At 65.4% G+C, this 26,206-nt stretch carries 25 protein-coding genes; 2 read left to right on the top strand and 23 right to left on the bottom strand.

Translation table 11 applies throughout. The features are described from left to right. Nucleotide 1 precedes the first annotated feature (1 nt). The 11 genes from paaD to JQ573_RS06385 all read right to left on the bottom strand — a co-directional run bounded on the left by paaD (nucleotide 2) and on the right by JQ573_RS06385 (nucleotide 9,078). Complete coding sequence (gene paaD, locus JQ573_RS06435; RefSeq protein WP_207836269.1) at nucleotides 2–505, bottom strand: 1,2-phenylacetyl-CoA epoxidase subunit PaaD; 504 nt, start codon at nucleotides 503–505, stop codon at nucleotides 2–4. Beyond that, nucleotides 499–1,275, bottom strand: coding sequence for a 1,2-phenylacetyl-CoA epoxidase subunit PaaC (gene paaC / locus JQ573_RS06430; RefSeq protein WP_212311204.1), 777 nt, complete (start codon nucleotides 1,273–1,275; stop codon nucleotides 499–501). The genes paaD and paaC overlap by 7 nt, the downstream gene beginning before the upstream one ends. Before the next feature lie 144 nt (nucleotides 1,276–1,419). After that, nucleotides 1,420–1,707 carry a 1,2-phenylacetyl-CoA epoxidase subunit PaaB gene (gene paaB / locus JQ573_RS06425; RefSeq protein WP_024579339.1) on the bottom strand — a complete coding sequence of 96 codons (288 nt, stop codon included), beginning with the start codon at nucleotides 1,705–1,707 and terminating at the stop codon, nucleotides 1,420–1,422. 13 nt (nucleotides 1,708–1,720) lie between these two features. Next, nucleotides 1,721–2,713: a 1,2-phenylacetyl-CoA epoxidase subunit PaaA gene (paaA, locus tag JQ573_RS06420; RefSeq protein ID WP_212311205.1), complete on the bottom strand. Its 993-nt coding sequence runs from the start codon at nucleotides 2,711–2,713 to the stop codon at nucleotides 1,721–1,723. 76 nt (nucleotides 2,714–2,789) lie between these two features. After that, entirely contained in the window at nucleotides 2,790–3,659 is an 870-nt protein-coding gene (paaX, locus tag JQ573_RS06415) for a phenylacetic acid degradation operon negative regulatory protein PaaX (protein ID WP_212311206.1), read from the bottom strand. 142 nt (nucleotides 3,660–3,801) lie between these two features. Then, nucleotides 3,802–4,572, bottom strand: coding sequence for a triacylglycerol lipase (locus JQ573_RS06410; RefSeq protein WP_212311207.1), 771 nt, complete (start codon nucleotides 4,570–4,572; stop codon nucleotides 3,802–3,804). Nucleotides 4,573–4,776: 204 nt separating this feature from the next. Beyond that, nucleotides 4,777–6,060 (bottom strand): DUF445 domain-containing protein, encoded by a 1,284-nt coding sequence (locus JQ573_RS06405; protein WP_212311208.1) that lies wholly within the window; start codon nucleotides 6,058–6,060, stop codon nucleotides 4,777–4,779. A gap of 274 nt (nucleotides 6,061–6,334) precedes the next feature. Then, the gene (locus JQ573_RS06400) at nucleotides 6,335–6,811 is read right to left on the bottom strand and encodes a phasin (RefSeq protein WP_176532682.1); all 477 of its coding nucleotides are present in this window, start codon (nucleotides 6,809–6,811) and stop codon (nucleotides 6,335–6,337) included. Between the two features lie 181 nt (nucleotides 6,812–6,992). Beyond that, complete coding sequence (locus JQ573_RS06395; protein WP_212311209.1) at nucleotides 6,993–7,589, bottom strand: GNAT family N-acetyltransferase; 597 nt, start codon at nucleotides 7,587–7,589, stop codon at nucleotides 6,993–6,995. A 26-nt stretch (nucleotides 7,590–7,615) separates the two neighbouring features. Further along, the gene (locus JQ573_RS06390) at nucleotides 7,616–8,698 is read right to left on the bottom strand and encodes an alpha/beta hydrolase (protein ID WP_212311210.1); all 1,083 of its coding nucleotides are present in this window, start codon (nucleotides 8,696–8,698) and stop codon (nucleotides 7,616–7,618) included. Then, nucleotides 8,695–9,078 carry a hypothetical protein gene (locus JQ573_RS06385; protein WP_212311211.1) on the bottom strand — a complete coding sequence of 128 codons (384 nt, stop codon included), beginning with the start codon at nucleotides 9,076–9,078 and terminating at the stop codon, nucleotides 8,695–8,697. The genes JQ573_RS06390 and JQ573_RS06385 overlap by 4 nt, the downstream gene beginning before the upstream one ends. Before the next feature lie 181 nt (nucleotides 9,079–9,259). Between JQ573_RS06385 and JQ573_RS06380 the strand changes: the two genes are divergently transcribed. Then, nucleotides 9,260–10,180 carry an alpha/beta fold hydrolase gene (locus JQ573_RS06380; RefSeq protein ID WP_212311212.1) on the top strand — a complete coding sequence of 307 codons (921 nt, stop codon included), beginning with the start codon at nucleotides 9,260–9,262 and terminating at the stop codon, nucleotides 10,178–10,180. Between the two features lie 287 nt (nucleotides 10,181–10,467). Then, a complete protein-coding gene (locus JQ573_RS06375) occupies nucleotides 10,468–10,863 on the top strand; it encodes a nuclear transport factor 2 family protein (protein WP_409334645.1) in 396 nt (131 codons plus the stop codon). A gap of 215 nt (nucleotides 10,864–11,078) precedes the next feature. Here the strand turns inward: JQ573_RS06375 and JQ573_RS06370 are convergent, their stop codons facing one another. The 12 genes from JQ573_RS06370 to JQ573_RS06315 all read right to left on the bottom strand — a co-directional run bounded on the left by JQ573_RS06370 (nucleotide 11,079) and on the right by JQ573_RS06315 (nucleotide 26,199). Further along, complete coding sequence (locus tag JQ573_RS06370; RefSeq protein ID WP_212311214.1) at nucleotides 11,079–12,173, bottom strand: branched-chain amino acid ABC transporter permease; 1,095 nt, start codon at nucleotides 12,171–12,173, stop codon at nucleotides 11,079–11,081. Beyond that, entirely contained in the window at nucleotides 12,170–13,036 is an 867-nt protein-coding gene (locus JQ573_RS06365) for a branched-chain amino acid ABC transporter permease (RefSeq protein ID WP_212311215.1), read from the bottom strand. Before JQ573_RS06365 ends, JQ573_RS06370 begins: the two co-directional genes overlap by 4 nt. Before the next feature lie 7 nt (nucleotides 13,037–13,043). After that, nucleotides 13,044–13,748 (bottom strand): ABC transporter ATP-binding protein, encoded by a 705-nt coding sequence (locus JQ573_RS06360; RefSeq protein ID WP_212311216.1) that lies wholly within the window; start codon nucleotides 13,746–13,748, stop codon nucleotides 13,044–13,046. Beyond that, nucleotides 13,745–14,512, bottom strand: a complete 768-nt coding sequence (locus JQ573_RS06355; RefSeq protein ID WP_249131237.1) for an ABC transporter ATP-binding protein — start codon at nucleotides 14,510–14,512, stop codon at nucleotides 13,745–13,747. The genes JQ573_RS06360 and JQ573_RS06355 overlap by 4 nt, the downstream gene beginning before the upstream one ends. 43 nt (nucleotides 14,513–14,555) lie before the next feature. Beyond that, nucleotides 14,556–15,881: an ABC transporter substrate-binding protein gene (locus JQ573_RS06350; RefSeq protein WP_409334635.1), complete on the bottom strand. Its 1,326-nt coding sequence runs from the start codon at nucleotides 15,879–15,881 to the stop codon at nucleotides 14,556–14,558. Between the two features lie 83 nt (nucleotides 15,882–15,964). Next, entirely contained in the window at nucleotides 15,965–17,755 is a 1,791-nt protein-coding gene (locus JQ573_RS06345; RefSeq protein ID WP_212311217.1) for an FAD-dependent monooxygenase, read from the bottom strand. Nucleotides 17,756–17,790: 35 nt separating this feature from the next. Further along, a complete protein-coding gene (locus JQ573_RS06340) occupies nucleotides 17,791–18,693 on the bottom strand; it encodes an intradiol ring-cleavage dioxygenase (protein WP_212311218.1) in 903 nt (300 codons plus the stop codon). A gap of 24 nt (nucleotides 18,694–18,717) precedes the next feature. Then, nucleotides 18,718–19,839: a maleylacetate reductase gene (locus tag JQ573_RS06335; protein WP_212311687.1), complete on the bottom strand. Its 1,122-nt coding sequence runs from the start codon at nucleotides 19,837–19,839 to the stop codon at nucleotides 18,718–18,720. A 184-nt stretch (nucleotides 19,840–20,023) separates the two neighbouring features. Then, nucleotides 20,024–20,911: a helix-turn-helix domain-containing protein gene (locus JQ573_RS06330; protein WP_212311219.1), complete on the bottom strand. Its 888-nt coding sequence runs from the start codon at nucleotides 20,909–20,911 to the stop codon at nucleotides 20,024–20,026. A 122-nt stretch (nucleotides 20,912–21,033) separates the two neighbouring features. Next, on the bottom strand, nucleotides 21,034–21,708 hold the full coding sequence (locus JQ573_RS06325) for a spermidine synthase (RefSeq protein WP_212311220.1): 675 nt from the start codon (nucleotides 21,706–21,708) through the stop codon (nucleotides 21,034–21,036). Between the two features lie 133 nt (nucleotides 21,709–21,841). Further along, nucleotides 21,842–25,075, bottom strand: coding sequence for a bifunctional cytochrome P450/NADPH--P450 reductase (locus JQ573_RS06320; RefSeq protein ID WP_212311221.1), 3,234 nt, complete (start codon nucleotides 25,073–25,075; stop codon nucleotides 21,842–21,844). Between the two features lie 128 nt (nucleotides 25,076–25,203). Further along, nucleotides 25,204–26,199: an alpha/beta fold hydrolase gene (locus JQ573_RS06315; protein WP_212311222.1), complete on the bottom strand. Its 996-nt coding sequence runs from the start codon at nucleotides 26,197–26,199 to the stop codon at nucleotides 25,204–25,206. Nucleotides 26,200–26,206: the final 7 nt, after the last annotated feature.

Raw genomic sequence — 26,206 nt, 5'->3', positions numbered from 1 at the left:
GTCAATGACACTTGAAGTAGTCGAAGGGTTCACGGCAGCTCTTGCAACGCCACAGCGCCTTGCAGGAGGTCGAGCCGAATTCGGACAGCAGTTCGGTATCGCCTGACCCGCATTGCGGGCATGCGACCGCCTGCTCGCCGAACAGCGCGCGGCGCGAAGAGCCCGGCAGCGGCGGCGCGATACCGTACTCTTTGAGCTTGCGCCGGCCGTCCTCGCTCATCCAGTCGGTGGTCCAGGCCGGCGACAGCACGGTGCGGACCTTCGGCTGATGTATCCCCTCGCGTTCCAGCGCGAGCTCGATCTCGAGCGCGATCATGTTCATCGCCGGACAGCCCGAATAAGTCGGCGTGATCGCGACCTCGACATGGCCGTCGTGGACCGCGACATCGCGCAGCACGCCGAGGTCGGCGATGGTCAGCACCGGAATTTCGGGATCGACCACCTGCGCGGCCGCGCTCCAGGCGCGCCGGCGCAGATCGGCATCGCTGAGCGCGACCGTCACCATGTTGCCCCCGGAAAGGTCCGCTGCATCGATTGCAGCTCGCTGAGGAGATGGCCGAGATGCTCGCTGTGGCTGCCGGTGCGGCCGCCCTGCTGCATCCAGTTGCCCGATGGCAGCGACAGCGTCGCCTCGTTGACGATGCCGGTGACCGTCTTCAGCCAGCGCGGCTTTAGCGCCGCCGGATCAATCGCGATGCCGGCCTCGATCAGGCCGCGCTCGCTGTCGTCGACCACGAACATCTCGCCGGTATAGGCCCAGAGATCGTCGATCGCATACTGCGCGCGGCGATGGCTCTCTTCGGTGCCGTCGCCGAGACGGACGATCCATTCCGACGAATGCCTGACATGATAGGCGCTCTCCTTCTCCGACTTCGCAGCGATCGCGGCCAGCGTCGGATCGGACGAGGCCATCATCGCGCGCCAATAGAGATCGGCGAACGCCGCGTAGAAGAACTGCCGCACCATGGTGCGGGCAAAGTCGCCGTTCGGCTGCTCGACCAGCAGCAGATTGCGGTACTGCCTGACGTCGCGCAGGTAGGCGAACTTGTCTTCGTCGTTGCCCTTGCCTTCGACCTTGGCCGCGTAGCTGTAGAGCTCGCGGGCCTGGCCGAGCAGGTCGAGACCCATATTGGCGAGCGCCATGTCCTCTTCCATTGCCGGCGCGTGGCCACACCATTCGGACAGTCGATGTCCGAGGATCAGCGCATCGTCGGCGCGGCGCAGCGCATAGAGCACCAGCGGCGTTTCGGAGACTTCGATGTTGGCGGTTGCCATGTTCTCTATTCCACCTGCATCCACTTGCTCGACGTCATCCCGAGGAGCCTGCGCAGCAGGCGTCTCGAAGGATGGCCGCGGTTACGATCGGGGCGTCATGGTCCGAGAGAGCGCTACGCGCCTCCCCGCCGTGACAGGTGAAATTCACATATGCCCGACTTCGTCGGGCACGTCGTAGAAGGTCGGGTGACGGTAGATCTTGGACTCCGCCGGCTCGAACATCATGCCCTTCTCGGACGGATCGGACGCGGTGATCGCGTTCGAGGGCACCACCCAGATCGACAGCCCTTCGCCGCGGCGGGTGTAGATGTCGCGCGCGGCCTGCAGGGCGAGCGTCGAGTCCGCCGCATGCAGCGAGCCGACATGCTTGTGCGCAAGCCCATTGCGGCTGCGGATGAAGACTTCCCAGAGCGGAACGTTCGGCGTGGCCATCTTGAGCGCTCCCTTATTCTGCGGCTTGCGCGAGCTGGCGGCTCTTGCGCTTCTCGGCATAGGCCATCGCGGCCTCGCGCACCCAGGCGCCTTCGTCATGCGCCTTGCGGCGCGCGGCGAGACGATCGCGGTTGCAGGGGCCGTTGCCGGCCAGCACCTGCTTGAACTCGTCCCAGTCGATCGGGCTGTGTTCCCAATTGCCGTTCTCGTTCTGCTTCATGCCGGGATCGGGAATCGTCAGCCCGAGGAATTCGGCCTGCGGTACGGTGGCGTCGATGAATTTCTGGCGCAGCTCGTCGTTGGAGAAGCGCTTGATCTTCCACTTGGTCGAGGTGTCGCTGTGCTGGCTGACCTGGTCCGGCGGGCCGAACATCATCAGCACCGGCCACCACCAGCGATCGAGCGCGTTCTGCGCCATCGCCTTCTGCTCCGCAGTGCCGCGGCACAGCGTCACCATGATCTCGAAGCCCTGGCGCTGGTGGAACGACTCTTCCTTGCAGACGCGGATCATTGCGCGCGCATAGGGGCCGTAGGAGCAGCGGCACAGCGGGATCTGGTTCATGATCGCGGCGCCGTCGACCAGCCAGCCGATGGTGCCGATATCGGCCCAGGTCAGGGTCGGGTAATTGAAGATCGAGGAATATTTCGCCTTGCCCGAGAGCATGCCGTCGACCAGTTCTTCGCGCGAGGTGCCGAGCGTCTCGGCTGCGGCGTAGAGATAGAGCCCGTGGCCGCATTCATCCTGCACCTTGGCGAGCAGTGCGGCCTTGCGGCGCAGCGACGGCGCACGGGTGATCCAGTTGCCTTCGGGCAGCATGCCGACGATTTCGGAATGGGCGTGCTGGGAAATCTGCCGGGTCAGCGTCTTGCGGTAGGCCGCGGGCATCCAGTCGTTCGGCTCGATACGCTCGTCGGCATCGATGCGGGCCTGGAACTGACTGGCGCGGGCGACATCCTCGACGCCGCGATCGTCGCCGTCGGATGAGTTGAGCGCCTGCGTGTACATGGCCGACCTCCCAGTGTGTTGTTAGGCAGGAATATATAACACAAATTTCCAAATGCAATATATTTCTGTAATATGTTCAGGTGCCCTCGAAACGGCGCGCCACGGCCCCGTTGGGCTTCGGCAGCTGCCCGTCCTCATTGGTTGCATGATCGTCAAGCCATTGTTCCGACGGCGGAAGCAGCCCGCGATAGATCTCGCCGCAGAGCTTGCGGGCTGCCCTGCCCGGCCAGTCCTTCGGCAATAGCTGATACGGCAGCAGCGGATCGCGCAGCACGACCCGGCGATAATGATGGATCAGCAGGATGCGCGCGGTGAAGGCGTCGCCATCGGTCAGCTTCTCGCCCCTGGTGATCCAGCCGTGCAGCGGCTCGAACGTCTTCATGAACTTCAGATAGGCGTCTGCGGTGCGATCGAGCGGCCAGCTCTCGCTGAGCAGCCTGCGCCCGCTGTCGTCTTCCGCCGACACTTCGAGACGGATCGCGCGCGACGCTTCATCGGGGATCGGCGCGCCCGATGGCGCAACCCATACGCCGGGTAGCGGGCTGCCGAAGCCGGCATTCTTCAACGCCTCGCGCGCGGCGTCGCGATCCTCGGCATTGCCGATCAACAGCAGCTCGAAGCGGCCGGTCCAGTCCGACGGCGGCGGATCGTAGATGTGCCGGGTCGCGGTGTCGAAGGTCTGCCGGCCCTTCGCATTCAAGCGATAAAAGCTGTTGCGGCCGACCTTGCTGCGCTCGAGCCAGCCGTCGGCGGCGAGCCGCGACATCGCGGTACGCACCACATTGCCGTCGATGTCGAGCGACTTGAAGAATTCGAGCAGCGTACCGAGCCACACCGAGCCGCCGCGCGGCACGATGGAATCGCCGAACACGGTGATGATGATCGAGCCGGTGCGTGACGGCTCGCGCTTCAGCTGATCGACGATGCGGGCAAGCGGCTGTGGCATGCCCAACGCATAGCGCGTTTTGTCGATTCACGACAATGCGGGCGTCTTCTCCTTCTCCCCGCGTGCGGGGAGAAGGTCGGGAGGGGGAGTCTCCGCAAATACGGTGAGAGACGACTCGCGGAGACGGGGCGAGGCAAGTAAGTCAGCGGTTCGGATCCGGATAGACGAAGCTGCGCCAGCCGCTGCGATCGAACGGCGCCCACTCGCCGTCATTCTGCGCGAGACGATCGGCCACCGCGTAGACCACGGCAGGATGATGGCCCATGCCGCAATGGCTGCTCTCGACCTCGATGCTGTCGGTCATCGACGAAGCCTGCTCGCGGCAACCCTGCCAGGCGCAGACGCCGTCGGTGCGGCTGAAGATCGCGGTGGTCGGCACCGGCGGCGCGCTGGCGAGCGAGCCGCCGAAGCGCGCATCCTCTTCGTCGGCACGGCGACCGCTGGCCATCTCGTAGACGCGCCAGGCGTTGGTCGCCTTCGGGCCCGCGGCGAACGGGCTGCCGAGGGTGATCACCTGGCGCACGCGCTCCGGCATCATCTTGGCGAGCTGGCGCGCATAGAGGCCGCCAAGGCTCCAGCCGACCACCGAGACCTTGCGGCCGCTGGTCTCATTCATCTCCTGCAGCAGATCGACCATCCCGTCCTGCACGCCGGCGCGAAGCCCGAGGTTGCGGCCCTGACGCCAGCCGCTGACGGCGTAGCCCTTGCTCTTGAGGAAGTCGCGCAGCGGGCGCGTCGACATGTCGGAGGCAATCAGCCCGGGCAGCACCAGCACCGGATGCCCATCGCCGCGCGGCGCGAGGCTCAGCAGCGGCAATGCACCAAGAAAGGCACCGAGCTCGTGAATGGCGCGGCCTTCCAGAAACATCAGTGTCCTGGACGGCGGGCGTAGCGTCTGCGCAGCAACGGACATTTCAACTCCTCTTCGGCACGACCCCTGACGTCTCGGCGGCCGGCAATGGAATCAACGGAAATGGGTCAACAGGATTGACGCAAACCCGGCGGAATCGTTCCGCAACGCAACAATCAACCTTGAAAAGCTAGGGAACCGATCACTTTGGTGCAAGCGGTCCAGGTCACACTTGCCACAACTAAAGTGATCTCCGTGCCCAATCGGTCACAGCAGCCGCAGCACATATTCCAGCGTGTAAAGTGCCAACCCAGCAAGCCCGCCGATCAACGAGCCGTTGAAGCGGATGTATTGCAGGTCCTTGCCGACATTGACCTCGATGAGCGAGATCAATTGCTCCATGTCCCAGCTCTTCATCTGGTCGGCGATGAACGTCGAGACGCCGCTCTTCTGCTCGGCAACGACCGAGCGCAGGATCGCGACCAGGCCCTGATTGATTTCGGCGCGCAGCTCGGCGTCGCCGTCGAGCGCGTCGCCGGCCTCGACGAACATCCGTGCCAGCTGATGCTGCAGCACCTGCGATTCACCCGAGGCGCTGCGCTCGATGAAATCCTTGACGTTGGCCCAGATGGTGCGCCCGAGATTGGCGAGCTCCGGCCGCGCCATCAGATCGCGCTTGAGACCGTCGATGCGATCGGCGAATGCCTTGTCGCTGCCGAGCCGATCGACGAACGACAGCAGCATGCGGTCGAACTCGCCGCGGAACGGATGTTGCGGATCGTTGCGCACTTCCTCGAAGAATTTCGTGGCCGAGGCGATGATCCGGTTCACCACGAACTTGTCGGCACGATAGAGCCTCAAGAGCGTCGGCATCTCCGCGCGGACCTTGTCGCGGATCACGGCCATGGTCTCCTGCTGCGTCAGCGTCTGGTGCAGCACGCGCAGGATGTCGTCGAGCAGGCCGCCATGCTTGCCCTCCTGCACGAAGCCGCGCAGCGCGCCGGCCGCAAGCGGCGCGAGGTCGATCGAAAGCACCTGGGTCGTGACGCGGCGGCTGATGAACTGCATGAGGCCCGAACTCTCGGTCGCCGCAAACGCTTCGGGCAGCATCCGCAGCACGAAGCGGGCGAGATCTTCCGAACGTTTGCGGTCGCGCAGCCAGTCGGCGATGAAGCTGCCGAAATCGATCTCGCGCAGCTTGGCCTCGACGGGCCCGGATTCCAGGAAATTGTTCTCGATGAATTCGCCGAGCTTCTCGGCGATGCGCTCCTGATTGCTCTGGATGATCGCGGTGTGCGGGATCGGCAGCCCCAGCGGCCGCTTGAACAGGGCGACGACGGCATACCAGTCGGCCAGCCCGCCGATGGTCGCGGCCTCGGCAAAGGCCGCGATGAAGCCGAAGGCGGGATGCACCGCAAGCAGCGCCTTCGAGGCGATGAAGATGACGAGGGTGGCCGCCAGCACGCCGGTTGCCAGCCACTTTACGCGCCGCAGCTCGGCCGCGCGTTCGGCGTCGACGGGCGTTGCGATGAGGGCGGCGGGAAGGGTCATGGGGGCTTCCGAATGTACGCTAGTTTGCCTCCGCTCGCACCTCCGGCGCCAAAGGCGAAGCCTTTGCGCAGGGGTGACGGATTAGCTTACTCAGCGTGCTCAGTGTCATCACCCGCGCATGCGGGTGATCCAGTATTCCAGAGACGGTCGTGCTTGAGCCGATAGGCCGCGGCGTACTGGGTCGCCCGGTCGAGCCGGGCGACGACAACAAGCAAAAAAGAAGGCCCGCAAAATGGCGGGCCTCCGAAAAGGGCAGTGGTCAGTGCAAGCGCGATCAGGCGGTCTTGCTGTAGACCTTGGCGAAGTTGTCCTGCGCGGTCTTCGCACCGTCGGTGACGAGCTTGCCGAGATACTCGGTGGTGGCCTTCGCCCGCGAAACGAACAGTTCGCCACGCGCACGGACCATGTCCGACTGGATCTGGGCGGCTTCGCTCAGCGACTTGGCGGAAGCGAGCTTGTCGATGCCGGCGAAGAACGCCTCGGCGTCCTGGTAGAGCGCCTGCTGGATGTTGCGGCTGATCTTGGCGGCTTCGGTCACCGAACCGGCAACGGCGGTCTCGATCACGTTGGTCACCTTCTCGGAGCCGGCATACGCATCGGCGGCGCGGGTCTTGGCGGCCTCGGCCTGCTTCTTCACGAACTCACGGGCGGCTTCCGGAACTTCCATGTTCTGGAGCTTGGTGAACGCCTCGGTGACGGGCGCGAAGGCTTCCTTGACGCTGTTCAGCACGGAATTGGTTTCGGTGGTCATTGGGGTCTCTCCATCCTCAGGTTTGAGCTATGGGCTCACCCCGTCCGGATTGGCCCGGGGCAAGGCTGTTGTGTCACAATCCATGGTGCGTTGCAACATCGATGTTGCACCGCGATATCACGAACGTGTGAACAGGATGAATAACCGGCAGATTGCCTAAGGAACCGGCGGATTGAGGTTTCTAAATACCACCAACCGCTTCAGATACCCCATATGCCTCCATCTGCGCCCGGACCTGCGCCACATTGTGCCCGAGCACGACGATGTCGTGGGTCTTGCCCTCGACGTCGCGGACATGGTCGCGCAGCAGGGCCTCCGCCTTGAAGCCGAGGCTTTCGAACAGCGCGATTGCCGCCCGCTGGTCGACTGTCATCTGCACCGAGAACTTCTCCAGCCCGGCGCCCAGCGCGATGGCGAAGGTCTCCTGCGACAGTGCCCGGCCGACGCCCTGCCCGCGCACGTCGAGCGACACCACCATCCGGATCTCGCCGACATGCGGCGACCAGGAATGCGGATCGCGCACCAGGGTGCCGCAGCCGACCACCTTGCCGTCCTTGACCGCTAGCAGGCTCGTGATGTCGCCGCGCTCGATCTCGTTGATCCAGGCCGACAGCACCTTCGGCTGGCTGATGTTGCGCGGCAGGAACAGCAGATCATGCGTCGGCAGGTTCTGCGCGAAGGCCAGCACCGCGGCCTCGTCGGCCCGCTTCATCAGCCGGAACTCGATGTCGCCGGCCTCGGTCTTGACGTGGCGCGGATAGGAACGTTGTTCGGTCATGTCGATCTCTCTCAAGTCGACCCTTCTTAGGTCGATCTTTTGCTCAACCAGGAGTCCAGTTTCGGCCACAGCCGCTTGATTGCATTGGCGCCGGCGACCAGCGAGACGTGACCGCCTTTCAGCATCACCTCCTCCTTGTCCTCGGAGCCGATCTTGGGGATCAGGTGCTTTGCCGCATCATACGGCACGATGTGGTCGTGCTCGGCGACCGCGTGCAGGATCGGCACCTTGATGTCGGCGAGTTTCGCCGCGCGGCCGCCGACCGTCATGGTGTCGTTGTAGAGCTTGTTGTCCCACATCAGGTCCTTGGTGATGGCGCGGAAATATTCGCCCGCCAGCGGCAGCGTGTCGGTCGCCCAGCGGTCGAACATCCGGTACGACTTGACGAACTCGTCGTTCCAGATGTTGTCCCAGAGCTGAATCTGGCCGACCACGCGCGCGGCCGGCCGCAACATGTCGAACGATTGCAGGATCAGTTCGGGCGGCATGTTGCCGGTGCTGTCGATCAGGCGGTCGACGTCGAAATAGCGCCGGTCGGCGAAATTCGAGAACAGCTTCATCTCGCGGAAATCGATCGGCGTGGTGAAGCAGATCAAATTCTTCATCGGCCCGTCGTTGAAGATCGAGCCATAGAGCAGCGACAATACGCCGCCGAAACAATAGCCGATCACGGAGACTTCCTTTTCGCCGGAATCCTGCTGCACGCGGCGGACCGATTCCGGAATGAAGTCGAGGACGTAGTCCTCCATGCGCAGCGATTTCTCCTCGGGCTTCGGCGCGGTCCAGTCCAGCATGTAGACGTCGAAGCCGCGCTTGAGCAGGAACTCGATGAAGCTCTGCCCCGGCACCAGGTCGAGGATGTAGCCGCGGTTGGTGGTCGCCATCACGATCAGGACCGGCACGCGATAGACTTCGTCGGCCTGCGGCCGGTAGTGATAGAGGTTCATGGTGCCGCGCGAATACAGCACGTCCTTCGGCGTCGAGCCGAGCTCGGGGCCGGAGCTCGAGAAATACTCGACGCCCTTGATGCTGCGCTGGATCGCACGCTGCACCTCGGACTGGACTCGCTCGGAGATCGAGGCGAAATCAAACCCGGTGGGAGCATTCATTTGCTGTCTCCCTCCGATGGCGGGCGCCTGGTGCGCGGCGGCCGTGGCGTTGCGCCGTAGCCGTCGTCCGGCGCCAGCGAATTGTGGTGCACCTGCTGCAGCAGCGTCTTGATCTCGTTGAGCTGGGTCTCCATCGACTGCAGGCGCTCGGCCATGCCGACGAGCTGGGCGCGGCTCGGCAGGTTCATCGCCAGCAGATATTTCTCCATCATCTCGCCGAGCTGCTTCTGCGCGCCCGCCGCGGCGCTGCCGGCCTGATTCATCACCTTGGAGAATTCAGGCGAGCTCATCAACTGGTTGCCGAAGGAGTTGAACCCCTTCTCCATCTCGCCAATCATCGCCTGCCAGATCACGGCAGGGTCGTTGCCCTTGTCGGCCATGCGGCCCTCCTCCACGTCAATTCCGAGCGCTTGTCGCGCTTCAGTTTGTTTGTGCCATACGACACTGTTGCCGCTGATCGGTCAACAGTGCGGCGCGCCCGGCGACGTTGACGCTCTTCTGCGCTGCGTCAATCCGTGGCAGCATGCAGGCTCCTGACCGCGAATCCAGGAGAGGACGCCCGTGACCACGCTCGCCCATCAGTTGCCGCAACTAACCCGCGCCAACGGCATCGACATCTGCTACGAGATTTTTGGCGATGCGAATGCGGAGCCGCTGCTTCTGATCATGGGCCTCGGCGCCCAGATGATCCATTGGGACGACGAATTCTGTCGCCAGCTTGCTGCGCGCGGTTTTCGCGTGATCCGGTTCGACAACAGGGATATCGGCAAGTCCTCCCGCATGAGCGGCGGCAAGCGGCTGACCGCCCTCGAGCTGCTCAAGCTGCGCTTCCTGAAGATTCCGGTCGCAGCGCCCTACCGGCTGGCCGACATGGCGCGGGACACGATCGGATTGATGGATGCGCTCGGCATCCGCACCGCGCACCTGGTCGGCGCCTCGATGGGCGGCATGATCGCGCAGGAGGTTGCGATCACCTTCCCCGAGCGGGTGCGCTCACTGACCTCGATCATGTCGACCACAGGCAATCCGAAGATTCCGGGGCCGACCCGCGAGGCGACCGCAGTGCTGATGGCGCCGCCGCCGAAGAGCAAGGAGGAGTACTTCGTGCGTTTCGGCCAGACATGGAAGGTGCTGCGCAACGGCTCGTTCCCTGAAGATGAGGCGCTTGACCCCGAACGCGCGCGGCGCACCTTTGAGCGCGGTCTCAATCCGGAGGGCGTCGGCCGCCAGCTGCGCGCCATCCTCGCCTCGGGCAGCCGCAAGGAGCGGCTGCGCAGCGTCAAGGCGCCGACGCTGGTGATCCACGGCACCGTCGATCCGCTGGTGCATCCCGAAGGCGGCAAGGACACCGCAGTCTCGATCCCCGGCGCAAAGCTCCTGATGGTCGAGGGCATGGGCCATGCGCTGCCGATCCCGATGTGGCCGCGGATCATCGACGCCATCGACAAGCACGCGCATGGGGCGGCGGTGAAGGCGGCGTGAGGCCAGAGCGTTTTCGAGCGAAGTGGATACCGGTTCGCGTCAAGAAAACGCGTCAAACAAGAATCCAGAGCCCCGTTCCGGTTCAATCGGAACGGGGCTCTGGTATCTTCCGGTGACCATGTGAGCCGGGGGTGCGTTCTTCCGGGGACGGCATGGAGGCTGTAGACAGCGCCATGCACCGCGCAGATCGCGCGCCATCAGCCACCGGGAGTCATCAGATGAAGACCCTTCTCCGGCCGCGAACAGCCGTCGCCGCGCTCCTCCTCGCGCTCGCGTCTTCCACCGCGATGGCCGCCACCAGCGACGCGCAGCAGGAAGCCAACCGCAAGGCGGTGCTGGCCTTCTACGAGAAGGGGCTGAACCAGAAGGACGCCGACGCGGCGCTCGCCTATGTCGGCAACCGCTATGTGCAGCACAATCCCGGCGCGGCCGACGGTGCGGAAGGCTTCCGCAAGTTCATCGCCTTCCTGCGCGAGAAGTTTCCGAACTCGCACAGCGAGATCAAGCGCTCCTTCGTCGACGGCGACTACGTGATCCTGCACGTCCACGCCGTGCGCGAGCCCGGCACCCGCGGCAATGCGATCGTCGACATCTTCAAGCTCGAGGATGGCAAGATCGTCGAGCATTGGGACGTGGTGCAGCCCGTTCCGGAGAATCCGGCGAACAACAACACGATGTTCTGAGGCTCCAAGAGCACAGGCGATAGCGAGACAAAAGTCTGACGTCGCCCTGGCAAAATCAAAAACGACGCGCCGCTGTTAGTCCCGTCATCCTGAGGAGCGCGAAGCGCGTCTCGAAGGATCAACGGCCCGGCTGGTGGCCGTCGACCCTTCGAGACGCGCGCAAGGGCGCGCTCCTCAGGGTGACGGGTTGAGGACGCGGGATCGCGCAGCCGGACCTACCGACTGCGGCCGAGCCAGCGCTGTGTCGGAAACAGCTGCACCTGCCAGCGCCGCGCCGCCGCGCCCCATACGCCCCTCGGCATGAACAGCATGATCAGGATGGCGAGCGTGCCGAGCACGACCAGATAGAGGCTGCCATACTGGGCGAGATAAGTGACGAGCCCCCACAACAGGAGCACGCCGACCATCGGGCCTTCGATGGTGCGCACGCCGCCGATCACGACGATGAAGATCACATAGGCAGTCCAGTCGGTGACGCTGAAGGCCGCGTCCGGCGAGATGCGCGCCTTCTGCAGATAGACCACCGCGCCGACCATGCCGGTGGCGAAGGCGACTGCGATCCACAGCAGATGGCGAATCCGCGCGGTGCGCACGCCGACGCTGCGCGCCGCCGCCGCATTGTCCCGGCTTGCGGCGAGCGCGAGGCCATGGCGCGAGCGGATGAAGGCGTAGATGCCGAGCGTGACCAGCACGGCGAGCAGCAGCGCCAGCCAGTAGACCAGCACGTCGCGCGCGGCCGCCGGACGCAGGCCGAGCAGCGCCTGCACCGGCTTCAGCCCGACCATCTGCGACAGCTCGCCCGGCGAGATCGACATCCCGGTGCCGCCGCCGAGCGACTTGAACTGGGCGCAGATCAGCCGCAGCGCTTCGGCGGCAACCCAGCTACCGATCGCGAAATACGGCCCCTCCAGCCGGAACAGCAACGGGCCGAGCACCGCCGCGATCAGCGCCGCGAACAGCCCGGCCAGCGGGATCGCCGCAACGGGATCGAGCCCGGCCATCACGATGCCGGCGAACAGCGCATAGGCGCCGAGCCCGACAAAGGCCTGCTGCCCGACCGACACCAGTCCGCCCCAGCCGGCCAACACGTTCCAGAGCTGCGCCAGCGTCAGCATGGTGAGGACGAAGATCAGATCCTGGATCAAATTGCGCGAAGCGATCGCCGGCAGCGCGGCGAGCACCACGACCAGCGCGATGCCGACGACGGCAGCTCCGCGCGATAGGCGTGTGCCGACCCGAATTTGCCAGACCGGCAAATCTGCCGGGCGTTCCCCTCGGCTTGCCGGGACATGGATGCTTTCGACGCTCATGTCCGCCTCGCCGGGAAGAGCCCACGCGGCCGCACCATCAGCACGGCAAGGAAGGTGAGATGGCCGGCCAGGATCTGCCACTCCGGATTGATCCGCCCTCCGATCGCCTGCGCGAGCCCGAGCACGATGCCGCCCGCCAGCGTCCCCCACAGGCTGCCGAGGCCGCCGATGATCACGGCCTCGAACGCATAGAGCAACCGCGCCGGGCCGATCGACGGATCGAAGCTGGCGCGGATGCCGAACACGACAGCGGCGATCACCGACACCGCGAGCGAGAGACCCACCGCGATCGCATAGACATTGCGCTCATTGACACCCATCAATTGCGCGATCGCGGGATTGTCGGCGGTGGCGCGGAAGGCGCGGCCGAGCGAGGTGCGATAGAAAATGAGTTGCAGCAGCGCGACGGCGGCGATCGCCGTCACCAGCGCGGTCAGCGGCGCGAGGCCAACGCTCAGGCCGGGGGCCAGCGTCACCGACGAGGATTCGAAGGCGCCGGCCTGCAGCCGCCGGCTGTCGGCACCATAGCCGAGCAGCAGTCCGTTCTGGATCACGATCGACAGGCCGAAGGTGACGAGCAGCGGCGGCAGGATGTCGTCGCCGAGCACGCGCTCCAGCACCAGCCGCTGCAACACGAAGCCGAGCACGAACATCGTCACGACCACCAGCAGGGCTGCAGCTGCAAGCGGCAGGCCGAGCGCCGTGGTCGCGCTGAGCACCAGATAGGCCGCGAGCAGGATCAGATCGCCATGCGCCAGATTGACCAGACGCATGATGCCGAAGATCAGCGACAGGCCGAGCGCGAACAGCGCATAGACGCCGCCGAGCAGCACGCCCTCGATGATGGTATCGAACCCGCTCATGGCTCCCTCATGCTCCGAAATAGGCTGCGCGGATCGTGTCCTGATCCACATCCTTGGGCCGTCCGCTCAGCGTCACGCGCCCCTCCTGCAGGCAGTAGAACCGATCGGCGGCCCGCAGCGCGCGGGCGATGTCCTGCTCGACCAGCACGACCGCGGTGCCGCCGGCGCGGATCTGCGGCAGCATGCGGTAGATGTCCTCCACCACGATCGGCGCGAGGCCGAGGCTGATCTCGTCGCACAGCAGGACCTGTGGGTTCGACATCAGCGCACGGCCGATCGCCACCATCTGCTGCTGGCCGCCCGACAGCGCCGTGACCGCGCCGCGCCGCCGCTCCTTCAGCACCGGAAACATCCGGTAGACCGCCGCGAGATCCCACGGAGTTGCTCGTTCGCCGCCATAGGCGCCGATCAAGAGGTTCTCCTCGACGCTGAGCGAAGGAAACAGCTGGCGGCCCTCGGGGACCAGCGCAAGCCCGAGCCGCACGATGCTGGCGGCGGATGCATCGCCGATCGCCCGCCCGCCGAGGCGGATCGCATCGGAACGGTTCTTCACGAGCCCGGCCAGCGACTTCAGCATGGTCGACTTGCCGGCGCCGTTGGCGCCGATCACCGCGACCGCCTCGCCCTCCGCCAGTTCGAAGTCGATGCCGAACAGCGCCTGGAAGTCGCCATAGAACGCATCGAGCGCCGTGACATTGAGCAGCGCGGTCATGCCGGCACTCCCATGTAGATGGTCTCGACCTCGCGCGAGCGCATCACCTCCGCCGGTACGCCTTGCGCGACCACCTTGCCGAAGTTCAGGACCACCAGGCGCTGCACCACCGCGAGCAGCGCGTGCACGACATGCTCGATCCAGATGATGCCGACACCTTCGGCGTGGATGGTGCGGATGGTCTCGACCAGCTCATGACATTCGGCATCGGTGAGACCGCCTGCGATCTCGTCGAGCAGCAGCGTGCGTGGCTTGGTGGCGAGCGCCCGCGCCAGCTCGAGCCGCTTGCGATCGAGCAGCGGCAGGCTGCCGGCGAGCCGATTGGCCTTGGCTTCGAGCCCCGTCAGATCAAGCATGCGGCCGCAATGCTGGACCGCGTCCGCCTCCGAGAGCCCGCCGCCGAACAAGGCCGCGACCGCAAGGTTCTCGAACACCGAGAGGTGATCGAACGGCTGCGGGATCTGGAACGAACGCCCGACGCCCGCCCGACAGCGTGCTTCGGGAGAGAGAGCCGTGATGTCGACGCCGTCGAGGACGATGCGGCCGGCATCCGGCCGCAGCAGCCCGGTGATCAGGTTGAACAGCGTCGATTTGCCGGCGCCGTTCGGCCCGATCACGCCCAGCGCCTCGCCAGACGGAAGCGTCAGATCGATCGCGTCGGCAACGACGATGGCGCCGAACCTTTTCGAGATGGCATGGAGTTCGAGCATGGTCGCCCACTGTCTGATTGCGGCAGAGAGAAGATGCGCGGCAATGCCACGCATCTCCTGTCTTCGATTGTTGCCTGCGATGAAGCGCCGACTTGCGCTAGCTCAACGCCTGCATGTCGCCGCCGAGCGGGATCTGCGGCGCCAGCTTGTTGTCCGTGATCACCATGTCGTACTTGTCGCCGTTCAGCCGCCATTGGCCGCCGACCAGCGGCGTCTTGGCGACGTTCTTCGCCGCGAACGGCGGCACCGCGCCGGAGCCGAACGCGACCTGGCCCACGATGGTATCGAGCTTGGTGGCGCCGATCGCTTTCGCCAGCGCCGCGCCATCGGCCGGATCGCCGGAGCGCCTGATCGCGTCGATCGCGACCTCGAACAGCGAATGCACGAAGCCGATCGGCTGGGTCCATTGCTTGCCGGAGGCCTGCTCGTATCCCTTGGCGAGATCGGCCGCGCTGACGCCGCTGAGGCTCGACTTGTAGGGATGCGTCGGCGTCCACCACACCTCGGTGGAGATATTGTTGCCACCCTTGCCGAGCGCCTGCACCGATGCCGGGAACAGCAACGCCTTGGCGACCGATACGACCTTCGGCTTCAGCCCCTTCTGCCGCGCCTGGTTCCAGAACGTGGTGAAGTCGGGCGGAATGATCACGCCGGTGATGATCTCGGCATCGGCGCCGCGGAAGGCGGCGATCTGCGAGCTGAAATCATCGGTGAGATTCTGGAAGCGGCCGGGATCGGTGAGCTTGAATCCCTGCTTGGCCATGACAGGTGGGAAGCCGATCGTGGTGTCGCCCCAGGCGTTGCCGTCGGCATCGTTCGGAAACAGCGCGCCGACCGATTTGTTGGTCGCGACCTGGCTCCACATGCTGGTGAAGACGCCGATCACGTCCTCGAGGCCCCAGAAATAGTGGAACGTGTAGTCGAACGGCTTCCAGCTCTTGGGATCGCCCGGATTGGCCTGCCGGCCGATGAAGTTGGTCTGCCACGGTGCGACGGTGGAGATGCACGGCACCTGCTCGAGCTCGCACTGCGTCGCCACCGGATTGTTGGTCTCCGGCGTGGCGCCGACCACGATCAGGCTGACATTGTCGCGGGTGATCAGTTCCTTGGCGACTTCAGCGGCGCGGTTCGGATTCGACTGGCTGTCTTTCGTCACCACCTCGACCGGATAGGTCTGCGATCCAACCTTGACGCCATCCTTGATGAACTTTCGGAATTCGCCGAGCACAAAATCGTCGGCTTCCGCGAAGGCAGCGAGCGGTCCGCTCTTCGGTGAGACATAGCCGATCTTGATCGGCTTGTTGGCGGCGCGCACGGCCGGCGCGAACATTGTGGTCGTGCCTGCGGCAGCGAAACCACCGGCGATGCCTTGCAGCACACGGCGGCGATCGAAAGACATGACGTTCAAATGGTCTTTGGTCATTTTCCCCTCCCTTGAGGCAAGCCGGTTTCAGGCCGGCTGCCGTTCATTCCATTCTGAAAAAGAATTGCCGGCGTCGCGCCGCATCACGCGGCGGCGACGGACTTCGTCTGCGCCTTCGCGCTGCGGCCGAGGATCTGGCCGAACACGTCGAGCAGCACATCGGAGGCGTCAGCCGCCGCCTCCCTGGCGCGCCAGGCGACGTACATGTCGGGGCGCACCAGCACGCAGCCGTCCTCGTCGACCTCGCTCTGGCGATACCAGTCGGCATAGATGTCGAGCGCATCGCAGCCTTGCGGCCCGATGGTGACGACGTCGACCGGCAAGCCGTAGGCCTTCTCGACCGCGGCGGCAGCCGCCTTCCAGCCGTCGCCGCCGATCCCGGTGAGCAGCGTGAAGCGGCCCTTGCCGGTGAGATCGAGCGTCGACTTCCGCTCGCCCTGATGCTCGACCCAGACATGCGGCAAATGCGCACCGGGCCAGGTGGTGGCCTGATAATAGAGCTCGTGATCCCTGGTGAACGCCGGCATCGGCGTGCCGTCGGACACCACGGCGGTCGACCCGTAGCGCTGGTTCATCTCGACGCCGTGGCAATTGAACTCGTAGCTCTTGTTGGCGATGGCCTCATAGAGTTTCTTGCGACGCGCCTTGCCCTCGGCGGTCGGCGCCTTGCGCGCGGCGATCGCCTTGCGCGCTTCAGCCGGATCGGTCGAGGCGACGAGGCCCACCGCCTCGAAGATCGGCGGGAAGTCGCCGATGCTCTTGTTGGCGCGGGTCACGATCTGCTTGCCGACCGGCTGGCGCTCGGCCGAATAGGTCTCGAGCAGCGACGGCGCCGCGTGGCCCTCGAGCACCAGCTTCAACTTCCAGCACAGATTGAAGGAATCCTGGATCGAGGTATTGGAGCCGAGGCCGTTGGTCGGCGGATGGCGGTGCACGGCGTCGCCGACGCAGAACACGCGGCCCGACGAATAGTGGCCGGCATACATCTCGTTCACGGTCCAGGTCGAGGTGGAGCGCACCTTGACCTCGAGGGTCTCGTCGCCGACGAGATTGCGCACGATCGAGATCGCCTCGTCATTAGAGAGCTTGCGCTCGCCCTGCTCGATGTCGTAGCCCCAGATGATCAGCCACTCATTCCACGGCCGCACCATGCGGATCAGGCCGGCACCGATGCCGCCGATCTCCGCGCCCGGCTGCAGCACCCAGTACAGCACGCTCGGCCGGTGCGCGACGTACTTGCTCAAGTCCGCCTGTACGATGATGTTCATGCTGCCGGCGCGGCCCATCTGGCCCTCCATCGGCAGTCCGATCACTTCGGCGACCCGGCTGCGGCCGCCATCGGCGCCGATCAGGTATTTGGCGCGGATCTGGTAGGTCTCGCCGGACAGGCGATCCTTCACCGTCGCGGTGACGCCGTCGGCGTCCTGCGCCAGGTCGACGAACTCGGTGTTGAAGCACAGCGAGGTGCCGCGCTGGCCGGCGGCTTCGATCAGGATCGGCTCGAGGAAATTCTGCGGCAGGTCGCAGATGCGCGCCGGACTGGCGAGATCGTAATCCGCCTTGCGCGAGGGATGATTGCCCCAGGAATACAGCCGGCCGAACTCCTCGCCGGCGAGGCTCTCGCAGAACACGTTGTTGGCCATCAGGTGCTGCGGCACGGCCTGCGCCACGGCCTTCTCCTCGAGGCCGAGATCGCGCAGCACCTCCATCGCGCGCTGGTTGGTGATGTGGGCGCGTGGCGTGTCGGCCAACCAGCCATATTTCGTCACCAGGATATGCTTGACGCCATACATGCCGAGCAGCGCCGCCGCCGTCGCGCCGGCCGGGCCACTGCCGACGACAAGGACGTCGGTCTCAATCGATTTGCTGGTCATGGTCCTCTCCCTGGTCGTCTTGTTGGTTGTGATCGTCATTCCGCGGCCATCATTGGCTTCGGCACCAGGCCCGCGCCGGGCTTCATCTGGAAATCGTAAGTCATCAGGTGCCACGGGCCGGAGACCCGCTCGCCGTTCGGCAGCGCCGGCTCGTTGCGCGGCTCGACGCGCGCAATGAGCTCGTCCTTGACGCCGAACACCACGTCGCTGCGCAGATATTCGTCGCCATCGAGGAAGACGTGGGTGATCAGCGGCTCATAGCCCTCGGCCTTGACCAGGAAATGCACATGCGCCGGCCGCATCGGATGACGTTTCGTCGCGGTGATGAGATCGCCGACCGGGCCGTCGGTCGGGATCGGATAACTGCACGGCAGGATGGTGCGGAACGAGAAACGGCCGTCGGCATCGGTGACGAAGCGTGCGCGCAACGATGGGCCGTGAACCGCGTAGTCCGCCTTCTGCGAATCGTAGAAGCCGTCGTCGTCGGCGTGCCAGACGTCGATCTCGGCGCCAGCGAGCGGCTTGCCGGCGAGGTCGGTGACGCGGCTCTGCACGAACATCACTTCGCCGTCGATCCCCTCCGAGATGTTGGCGCCGTGCGGCGTGACGCGGTGCTCGCCGACATAGAACGGGCCGAGCACGGTGGTCTCGGTCGCGCCCTCGCGCTCGCGGTGATTGACCGCGTCGACCAGCATCGAGACGCCGAGCACGTCGGACAGCAGGATGAACTCCTGGCGCAGCGGCGTGCAGGTCTGGCCGGTGCGGGTCAGGAATTCGATCGCCTGATTCCATTCCTCGAAGGTGAGCTCGGTGCGGCGCACCAGATCGTGCAGCGACTTGACCGTCTCCTCGATGAGGAACTTCAGGCGCTTGTTCGGCGTGTTGGCGAAGCTGCGAAGAACCTCGTCGGTGAGGTCATGTTCGTTGAAATTGGCCATCGTGTTGTCCTTGATCTTGAGATGTCAGTGCTGCACGGGCTCATCGCCGCGCCAGGCTGCCGCAATCAACTGCTCGATCGGGGCGCGATCGATCGGTCTGGGGTTGGCGTAGGGGTTGCGCACCGCCATCTCGGCAGCGCGCGCGATGCCGTCCTCGGGCATTCCGATGCCGGAAAGCGCGCGCGGCAGTCCGAGCTGCCGGTCAAGGTCAAACAGGCCCTGCGGTGCATTGGCGCTGCGCAGTGCGCGCGCCACCCGGATCATCGCCTCCGGCGCCGCGGCGGCGTTGTAGGCAGCCGCGTGGGGCAGCACGATCGCGTGGGTTTCGGCATGCGGCAGGTTGAACATGCCGCCCAGCACGTGGCAGAGCTTGTGGTGCAGCGACATCCCGACCGCGCCGAGGCAGACGCCGCACAGCCAGGCACCATAGAGCGCGTCGCGGCGAGCGCCGGGATCGGCCGGCGCCGTCATGATGCGCGGCAATGCGCGGGCGAGCGCGGCGATGCCCTCCTCCGCCATCAGCGAGGTCAGCGGATTGGCGTCGGGCGCATAAAGCGCCTCGACGGCGTGGGCGATCGCATTCATGCCGCTGGCGGCGGAGATGTGCGGCGGCAGGCTGACGGTGAGATCGACGTCGTAGATGACGGTGTCCGGCACCAGATCCTGGGACTGCTGCGTGGTCTTGATGCCGTTGCTGGTTTCGCCAAGGATCGGCGTCATCTCCGAGCCGGCATAAGTGGTCGGCATCGCGATATGCGGCAGCCCGGTGCGCAGCGACAGCGCCTTGCCGAGCCCGACCGTCGAGCCGCCGCCGATTGCGACCAGCCCGTCGATGTCGCGGGACTCGACGATGCGAAGCGCCTCGTTGGTGACCTCGACCGGCGTATGCATGCGCGCGCCGGCAAACAGCCCGGCGAGCCTGTCGCCGAGGCCTGCGCCGAGCCGGCGCCCGAGGTCCTGCTGCTCGCTCGTGGTCAGCACCAGCGCCCGCTTGATGCCAAGGCGCTCGCTTTCCTCGCCAAGCCGCGCCGAGGTGCCGGTGCCGAACACCACGCGATATTGCTGCGAGCAATAGGCAAATGTGCCGCTGCCCGCATCACCGGCCGCCGCAACGGACGCAATGGATGCGCCTCCGGCATCCGGCATCGCGACACTCATGGCATTTCTCCCAAGCCGGCGAACCGGCAATCTCGTCTTGTTGGGAGAAAGCTAGCGGCGGGCGGCCCCGGCCGGCCTGCACGAAACCGGAGAAAATCTGCACGAAACCGGAAAAATCATCCGTGGGCTCGGGCCGGCGCCCATGCCTGTCCCGGCCGCCGATAATCGGGAGCTAGTGGCTGCGCCGATATCGCCCCGGCGTCACGCCGGTGAAGCGGCGGAACATGCGCGTAAAATGCTCCTGATGGGAGAAGCCGCAGGCCAGCGCGATGTCGGCGAGGCTCTGCGTCTCGTCGGCGAGCAGCGCCCTGGCGCGTTCGATGCGCAGATTGAGCACGTATTGGTAGGGCGAGATGCCGCTGGTCGCCTTGAACAGGCGCACGAAATATTCGGTGCTGCGGCCGCACAGCTCCGCCAGCTGGTCGAGCCGGATATCGCTATCGAGATTGGTGTCGACGAACTCGCGGATCCGCGCCATCTGCCTGACGCTCAGCAGGTTCGGATGCTTGCCGGCCTCGACGCTCGGCTTGTGGAAATTGATCGCGACGAAGCGGTTGGCGATCGCCTGCGCGATCGGATCGACGAACAGCGACGAAGCCGGCAGGCCGCTGGTGATGGTGTCGCCGATCGCCGCGGCGAGATGCTCCAGCACGGCATCCTGATCGCCGAGCATCGGCGCGAGCCCGCCGATCAGGCTCGCCGCCCCGTCCCGGCCCGCGAACAGGTCGGAGCGCAGATAGATGTGGGTGGATTCCAGCGCCTCGCGCAGCACCACATTGCAGGCGTGCCCAGCCGGCAGGAAGAACACCCCGCCGCGCGGGATCTGCCGGGCAACCGACTTGCCGTCCATCACATAGGTGATGTCGACCGGGCCACCCCGGTGCAGCACCATCAGATTGTCGGATAGCGCGTGGAAGTGCCCGTCAAACGGCCGCTCGCGCTGGACCGAGGCATACGCCGTCGACCAGCCGAGCCCTTCGCTCGAGCCGCGGAATTCGGCCTGGAAACGGTCCAGGATCCCGTGCGTCTCCTGCACGCCAAAATTCGACGTCGCCTGCATCCGACAGACCAAGGGCTCGAGGCTTCGGTGCCATCGAGTGAAACCCAACGGCCCTCGATTTTCAACACAATCGAACCGATGGCGCTGCTGGAGGTCTTGCTGCGTCGCAATAGCGGCGCCTGCTACTCCTTGACCGCGATCCAGATCACGTGGCGCACGCCGCGGCCGCGGCCGGTGGCGCGGACGGCGACCTCATTGACCGCGAACCCGGCGCGGGACAGCGATTTCGGGAACTTGACGTTCGGACCGGACGACCAGACGGCGAGCACGCCGCCGCGCCGCAGCGCCGTGTGGGCGATCTTCAGTCCAGAGATGTCATACAGCGCGTCATTGGCCTTGCGGGTCAGGCCTTCGGGGCCGTTATCGACGTCGAGGAGAATGGCATCGTAGGTGCGCGGATTGCGCTCGATCACGTCAGCGACATCCACCTCCTGGATGCTGACGCGCGGATCGTTCAGGCTGTCGCCGAAGATCTCCGCCATCGGGCCTCTCGCCCAGGCGACCACAGCCGGCACCAGCTCGGCCACTGTGATTTCCGCCTCGGCTGCAAGCACGGCGAGCGCGGCCCGCAGCGTAAAGCCCATGCCGAGGCCGCCGATCAGGAAACGCGGCTTTGCGACCTTCTCGATCTTCTTCGCCGCGAGTGTCGCCAGTGCCGCTTCCGAGCCCGACAGGCGGCTGTTCATCAGCTCGTTGGTGCCGAGCATGATCGAGAACTCGCGGCCGCGCCGCATCAGGCGCAATTCGCCTTCGGTGCCGGGAATGCGCGCGGTATCGATCTTTTCCCAGGGAATCATGCGGCGGCTTGTAGCATGGCCCACGCCTTTGCGTAGCCCGGATGGAGCGCAGCGCAATCCGGGACGGTGTCACACGCGGATTGACTGGCCCCGGATTTCGCTTCGCTCCATCCGGGCTACAAGGGCGGAAAAACTACCCGCCGGCCCAAACGTCGAGCACGTAGCGGTTCCTGGTGCCCATTTCTTCGATCCAGCGCGCGGCGGCATCGGTGTCGGCTCCGGTGCGCTCGCGATAGATCGACATCAGGGTTGCCTTGACGTCGGGCTCCATCTTGCTGCCGTCGCCGCAGACATAGACGATGGCGCCTTTCTCGATCAGCTCCCAGACCCGATCCTTCTGCGCGGCGACGAGGTGCTGCACATAGGTCTTGGGCCCGTCGGCGCGCGAAAAGGCGGTATGGAGTTCACTGACACCATCGGCGGCGAACGCCTTCAGCTCATCCGCATAGATGAAGTCCTGCTCCGGATGACGGCAGCCGAAGAACAGCATTGCGGGGCCCAGCGTCGCGCCCTTTGCCTTGCGCGCGGCGCGCTCCTGCAGGAAACCGCGGAACGGCGCGAGCCCGGTGCCCGGCCCGATCATGATGATCGGCACGGCGTTGTCGTCAGGCAGGCGGAAGCCGGCCTTGGTCTCCTTGATCGTGGCGTGGACGGTGTCGCCGGCGCGGCGGCGCGCGAGATAGTTCGAGCAGACGCCCTTGTAGATGCCGCGTCCCGAGCTCGCAGGCGCTTCCACGACGCCGACGGTGGCGCTGCAGCGCTGCGCCTCGCCGGCCGGAGACGACGAGATCGAGTAATAGCGCGGCGCCAGCAGCGACAGCATTTCGAGGTAGAGATGGAACGGCAGCTCGCAGGCCGGATATTCCTCGAGCAGGTCGAACACCGATTTGCGCCTGGCCAGCACCTCGGAGCGATAGCGCCCGGCCGAAGCCTCGTCGTCGCCGACATAGGCCATCAGCTTCGGCTTGGTCACCGGGCAGCGCGTGTGCTCGGCCATGATCTGGATCTGCTTGCGGGTCGCGACCTGCTGCAGCTCGACGAACTCGGTGAGCAGCCGCCCGACCGACACGGCGTTGCCGACCGGCAGTTGCGCGCGGCGGCCTTCCGAGACTTGCAGGCGGATCTGGTCGGCCGGCAGGAAGCCGAACCGGCGCGCAACGGAATCGACCAGGGTCGGATCGTTGCGCGGCACCACGCTGAGATGATCGCCGACGCGGTATTTCAGGCTGGCCGGCAGCTCGACCTCGATATGCCGGGTCGAGCGTTCCGACGGATGGGCACCTTCCTTGTTCTGGAGCTCGTTGTTGGCGAGCACCTTCATCGGCACCGCGCCGCCCTGCGTCACGATGGTGTTGACCGCGCCCTGCGCCACCGGCTCGATCGCATAGAGCGGTTCGTCCTCGGCGGTGCGGGTGAAATTCCAGTCGATGCCGAATTCCTTGGTCGCGACCTTCGCGGCCTCCGGGAACCATTTCTGGAACTGGCCGTCGAGATCGCTGCGCGCATCGCCCTCGCCGCGCGGATAGACGGCGCGCGCGCCATGCTTGGTCAATTGCTCGTCGATGAAGCGCGGCACCGACTGGTAGGTCGCGGCCCAATCGCTGTTGCCGCAGCCGAACACCGCATAGCGCACCTTGGCGAAGGCGTCCTTCGGCAGATCGGTCGCAAGCCATTTGACGAATTGCGTCGCATTGTCGGGCGCCGCGCCATTATAGGAGGCGCAGATGATCAGGACGCCGCCCTCCTCCGGCAGCTTGCCGACATAGTCGTCGAGCGGCCCAAGGCGGGTCGCAAAACCGTTGATCTCCGACAAATCGGCCATGCGGGTCGCGAGCTCCTCGGCCGAACCGAGGTTGGAGCCGTACAGCACCAACATCGGCGTGTTGTGGCCGGGGCGCGTGGTTGGTGCGCGCGGTGCCTTCGGCGCTGCCGCAACGGCGCCCGTGCTGCCGGCGAACGCACCGCGATCCCTGTCGTCGCGCGGCCGCACCTTGATCCTGAAACCGTCGGGCTTGACCGTCAGCGTCTCCTTCAGATGCATCTGGTAGCGATGCACGTCGAGTAGCCTGAAGCGCTGCAGGATCATCCCGATCGCGAGCGCGGCCTCGTGCATGGCAAAGCCGCGGCCGATACAGGCGCGCTGGCCGTTGCCGAACGGCTTCCAGGCATTGATCGGGCGCCTGGCCTCCGCCTCGCGGCTGAAATTCTCGGGATCGAACACGTCGGGATTCGGTCCCCAGACGCTGGGATCGCGATGCAGCGCCATCACCAGAATGGTGATGAAGGTGTTCTTCTTCAGCTTGTACTTGCCGCCGATCGTCTCGTCGCTCAGCGGCGCAATGCCGTAAGCCGGCGCCGGCGGCCACAGCCGCAGCGCTTCCTTCAGGCATTGGGTGATGTAGGTGAGCTGCGTCACCTGCTGATAGGTCGGCCTCGCATCGACATCGGGACCGAGGACGCGATCGACCTCCTCATAGGCCTTCTTCAGCACCTCGGGATGCTTCAAGAGCGCATAGATCGTGCACGACAGCAGGCCGCTGGTGGTCTCGTGGCCGGCGATCAGGAAGGTGTTGATCTGGTAGCGGATGTTGACGTCGTCGAGCTGCTCGCCGGTGGCGCGGTCGACGCCGGTCATCATCGCCGCCAGCATGTCCTTCTTGTCGCTGGTCACGTCGGTGTTGCCGCGCCGCTCGGCGATGATCTCGTCGACCATCTTGTTCATGAAGGCGACGTCGTCGGCGAGTGTCTTGCGCCGCTTCTGCATCCACAGACCCTCGAGCGGCAGGCCGCGGGTCATCATGATGGTTTCGAGCGAGCGCACCAGCGATTCCACGAAAGGGTGGTAGTCGCGGCGGTAGAACGAATTGAAGCGGTAGTCGAAGCCGCAGAGCCCGATGGTGTCGAGGGTCAGCGCCGTCATGTCGTGGACGACCTCGATCTCCTCGTCGGCATTGAGGCGCTCCCATTTCTTGACGAGCTGCTCGGCGATATCGACCATGCTCGGGTGATACGACTGCATGGCGCGGTTGCCGAACGGCTGCATCAGGATGTTGTGCGCCTTGCTCCAGTTCGGCTCCTTGGTGTCGGCGGTGAACAGCCCGTCGCCGCCGACCGCACGCACCCGGCGCAGCGAGCCGCGTACCGCCTTGTCGAAGCGCTTCTCGTCCGAGAGCTCGTCGACCAGATCGTGACCGGAGACGATCACGATCGGCGCGCCCATCATGTCGAGCCAGAAGATCGGTCCGAGCTCCTTGGAGAGCTTGACCAGATGCTGCACCGGCGCGTTCGAATCCAGCGACAGCATGTTGCCGACCACCGGCTTCGTCGGCGGATGCGGAATCGGACTCAGTCTGTTGCCGGACGCCATCTCGGAAGTGCCCCCCCTCTAGCCTCGAACCCCGATCGTCATTCCGGGATGGTCCGAAGGACCAGACCCGGAATCTCGAGATTCCGGGTTCGATGCTGCGCATCGCCCCGGAATGACGACTTCTTCGTTCACCCGAATTTTCGCTTACGCCACTCGATCAGCTTGGCGCTGACCTCGTCCGGCTTTTCCTGCTGTGTCCAATGGCCGCTGTCGTGGACCAGATATTTTTCGAGGTCCGGCACCAGCTTCTCCATGCCATCGGCGGCCGAGGGCGGCAGCACCGCGTCGTTCTCGGCCATGATCATCAGCGATGGCACCCGCACATTGTGGTCCAGCTCCGCTGAACGTTCCCAGTTGCGGGTGAAGTTGCGATACCAGTTGATGCCGCCGGTGAAGCCGGTCCTGGTGAAGGTGTCGACGAACACCTTCTTCTCATCCGCGGACAAGATCGGCGTCCGCGGATCGTGCTTGGCGTCGTAGTTCGCGATCATCTGCGGGAACGCCAGGTTCAGCCGCGCCGAGGCGCCGACGCCGGCGATCGGCTGTTCCTCCGGCGTGCCTGCGGGGCGGGCCGCCGGCTTGCGCATGAAGGCGTCGAAGGTCTGCTCCACGCGGCTGCCGAAGATGCGGTCGGGCTCGCGCGCCGGATCCTGGAACTGGACGATGTACATCTGGTCGCCGAAGCGCTGGCGGAACAGCGCGATCGGATCCATCGGCGCGCGGTTCAAATGCGGCGTGTTGACGCCGACGACGCCGGCAACCCGCGACGGATGCCTGAGCGGCATCTGCCAGACGACAAAGCCGCCCCAGTCGTGGCCGACGAAGATCGCCTTGTCGATCTTGAGATGGTCGAGCAGGCCGACCAGATCGCCGGTCAGGTGCTCCATATCATAGGCTTCGACCGGTTCCGGCCGGTCGGTCGCGCCATAGCCGCGCTGATCGGGCGCAATCACCCGGATGCCGGCCTCGCCCAGCGCCTTGATCTGGTGGCGCCAGGAGAACGCCAGTTCTGGCCAGCCGTGGCACAACACCACGGGCGGCGTGTCGGTCTTGGGGCCAGCTTCGTAAAACCCCATGCGGATGCCGTTGGTCTCGGCGAACTGCAGCGGTGGCATTTCGATCATTGACAGG

Origin of the sequence: Bradyrhizobium sp. AUGA SZCCT0105, from assembly GCF_018129565.1 — a bacterium.
Taxonomy (GTDB): Bacteria; Pseudomonadota; Alphaproteobacteria; order Rhizobiales; family Xanthobacteraceae; genus Bradyrhizobium.
The sequence above is the reverse complement of the archived record's forward strand: the minus strand, read 5'-3'. Positions and strand labels throughout refer to the sequence as shown.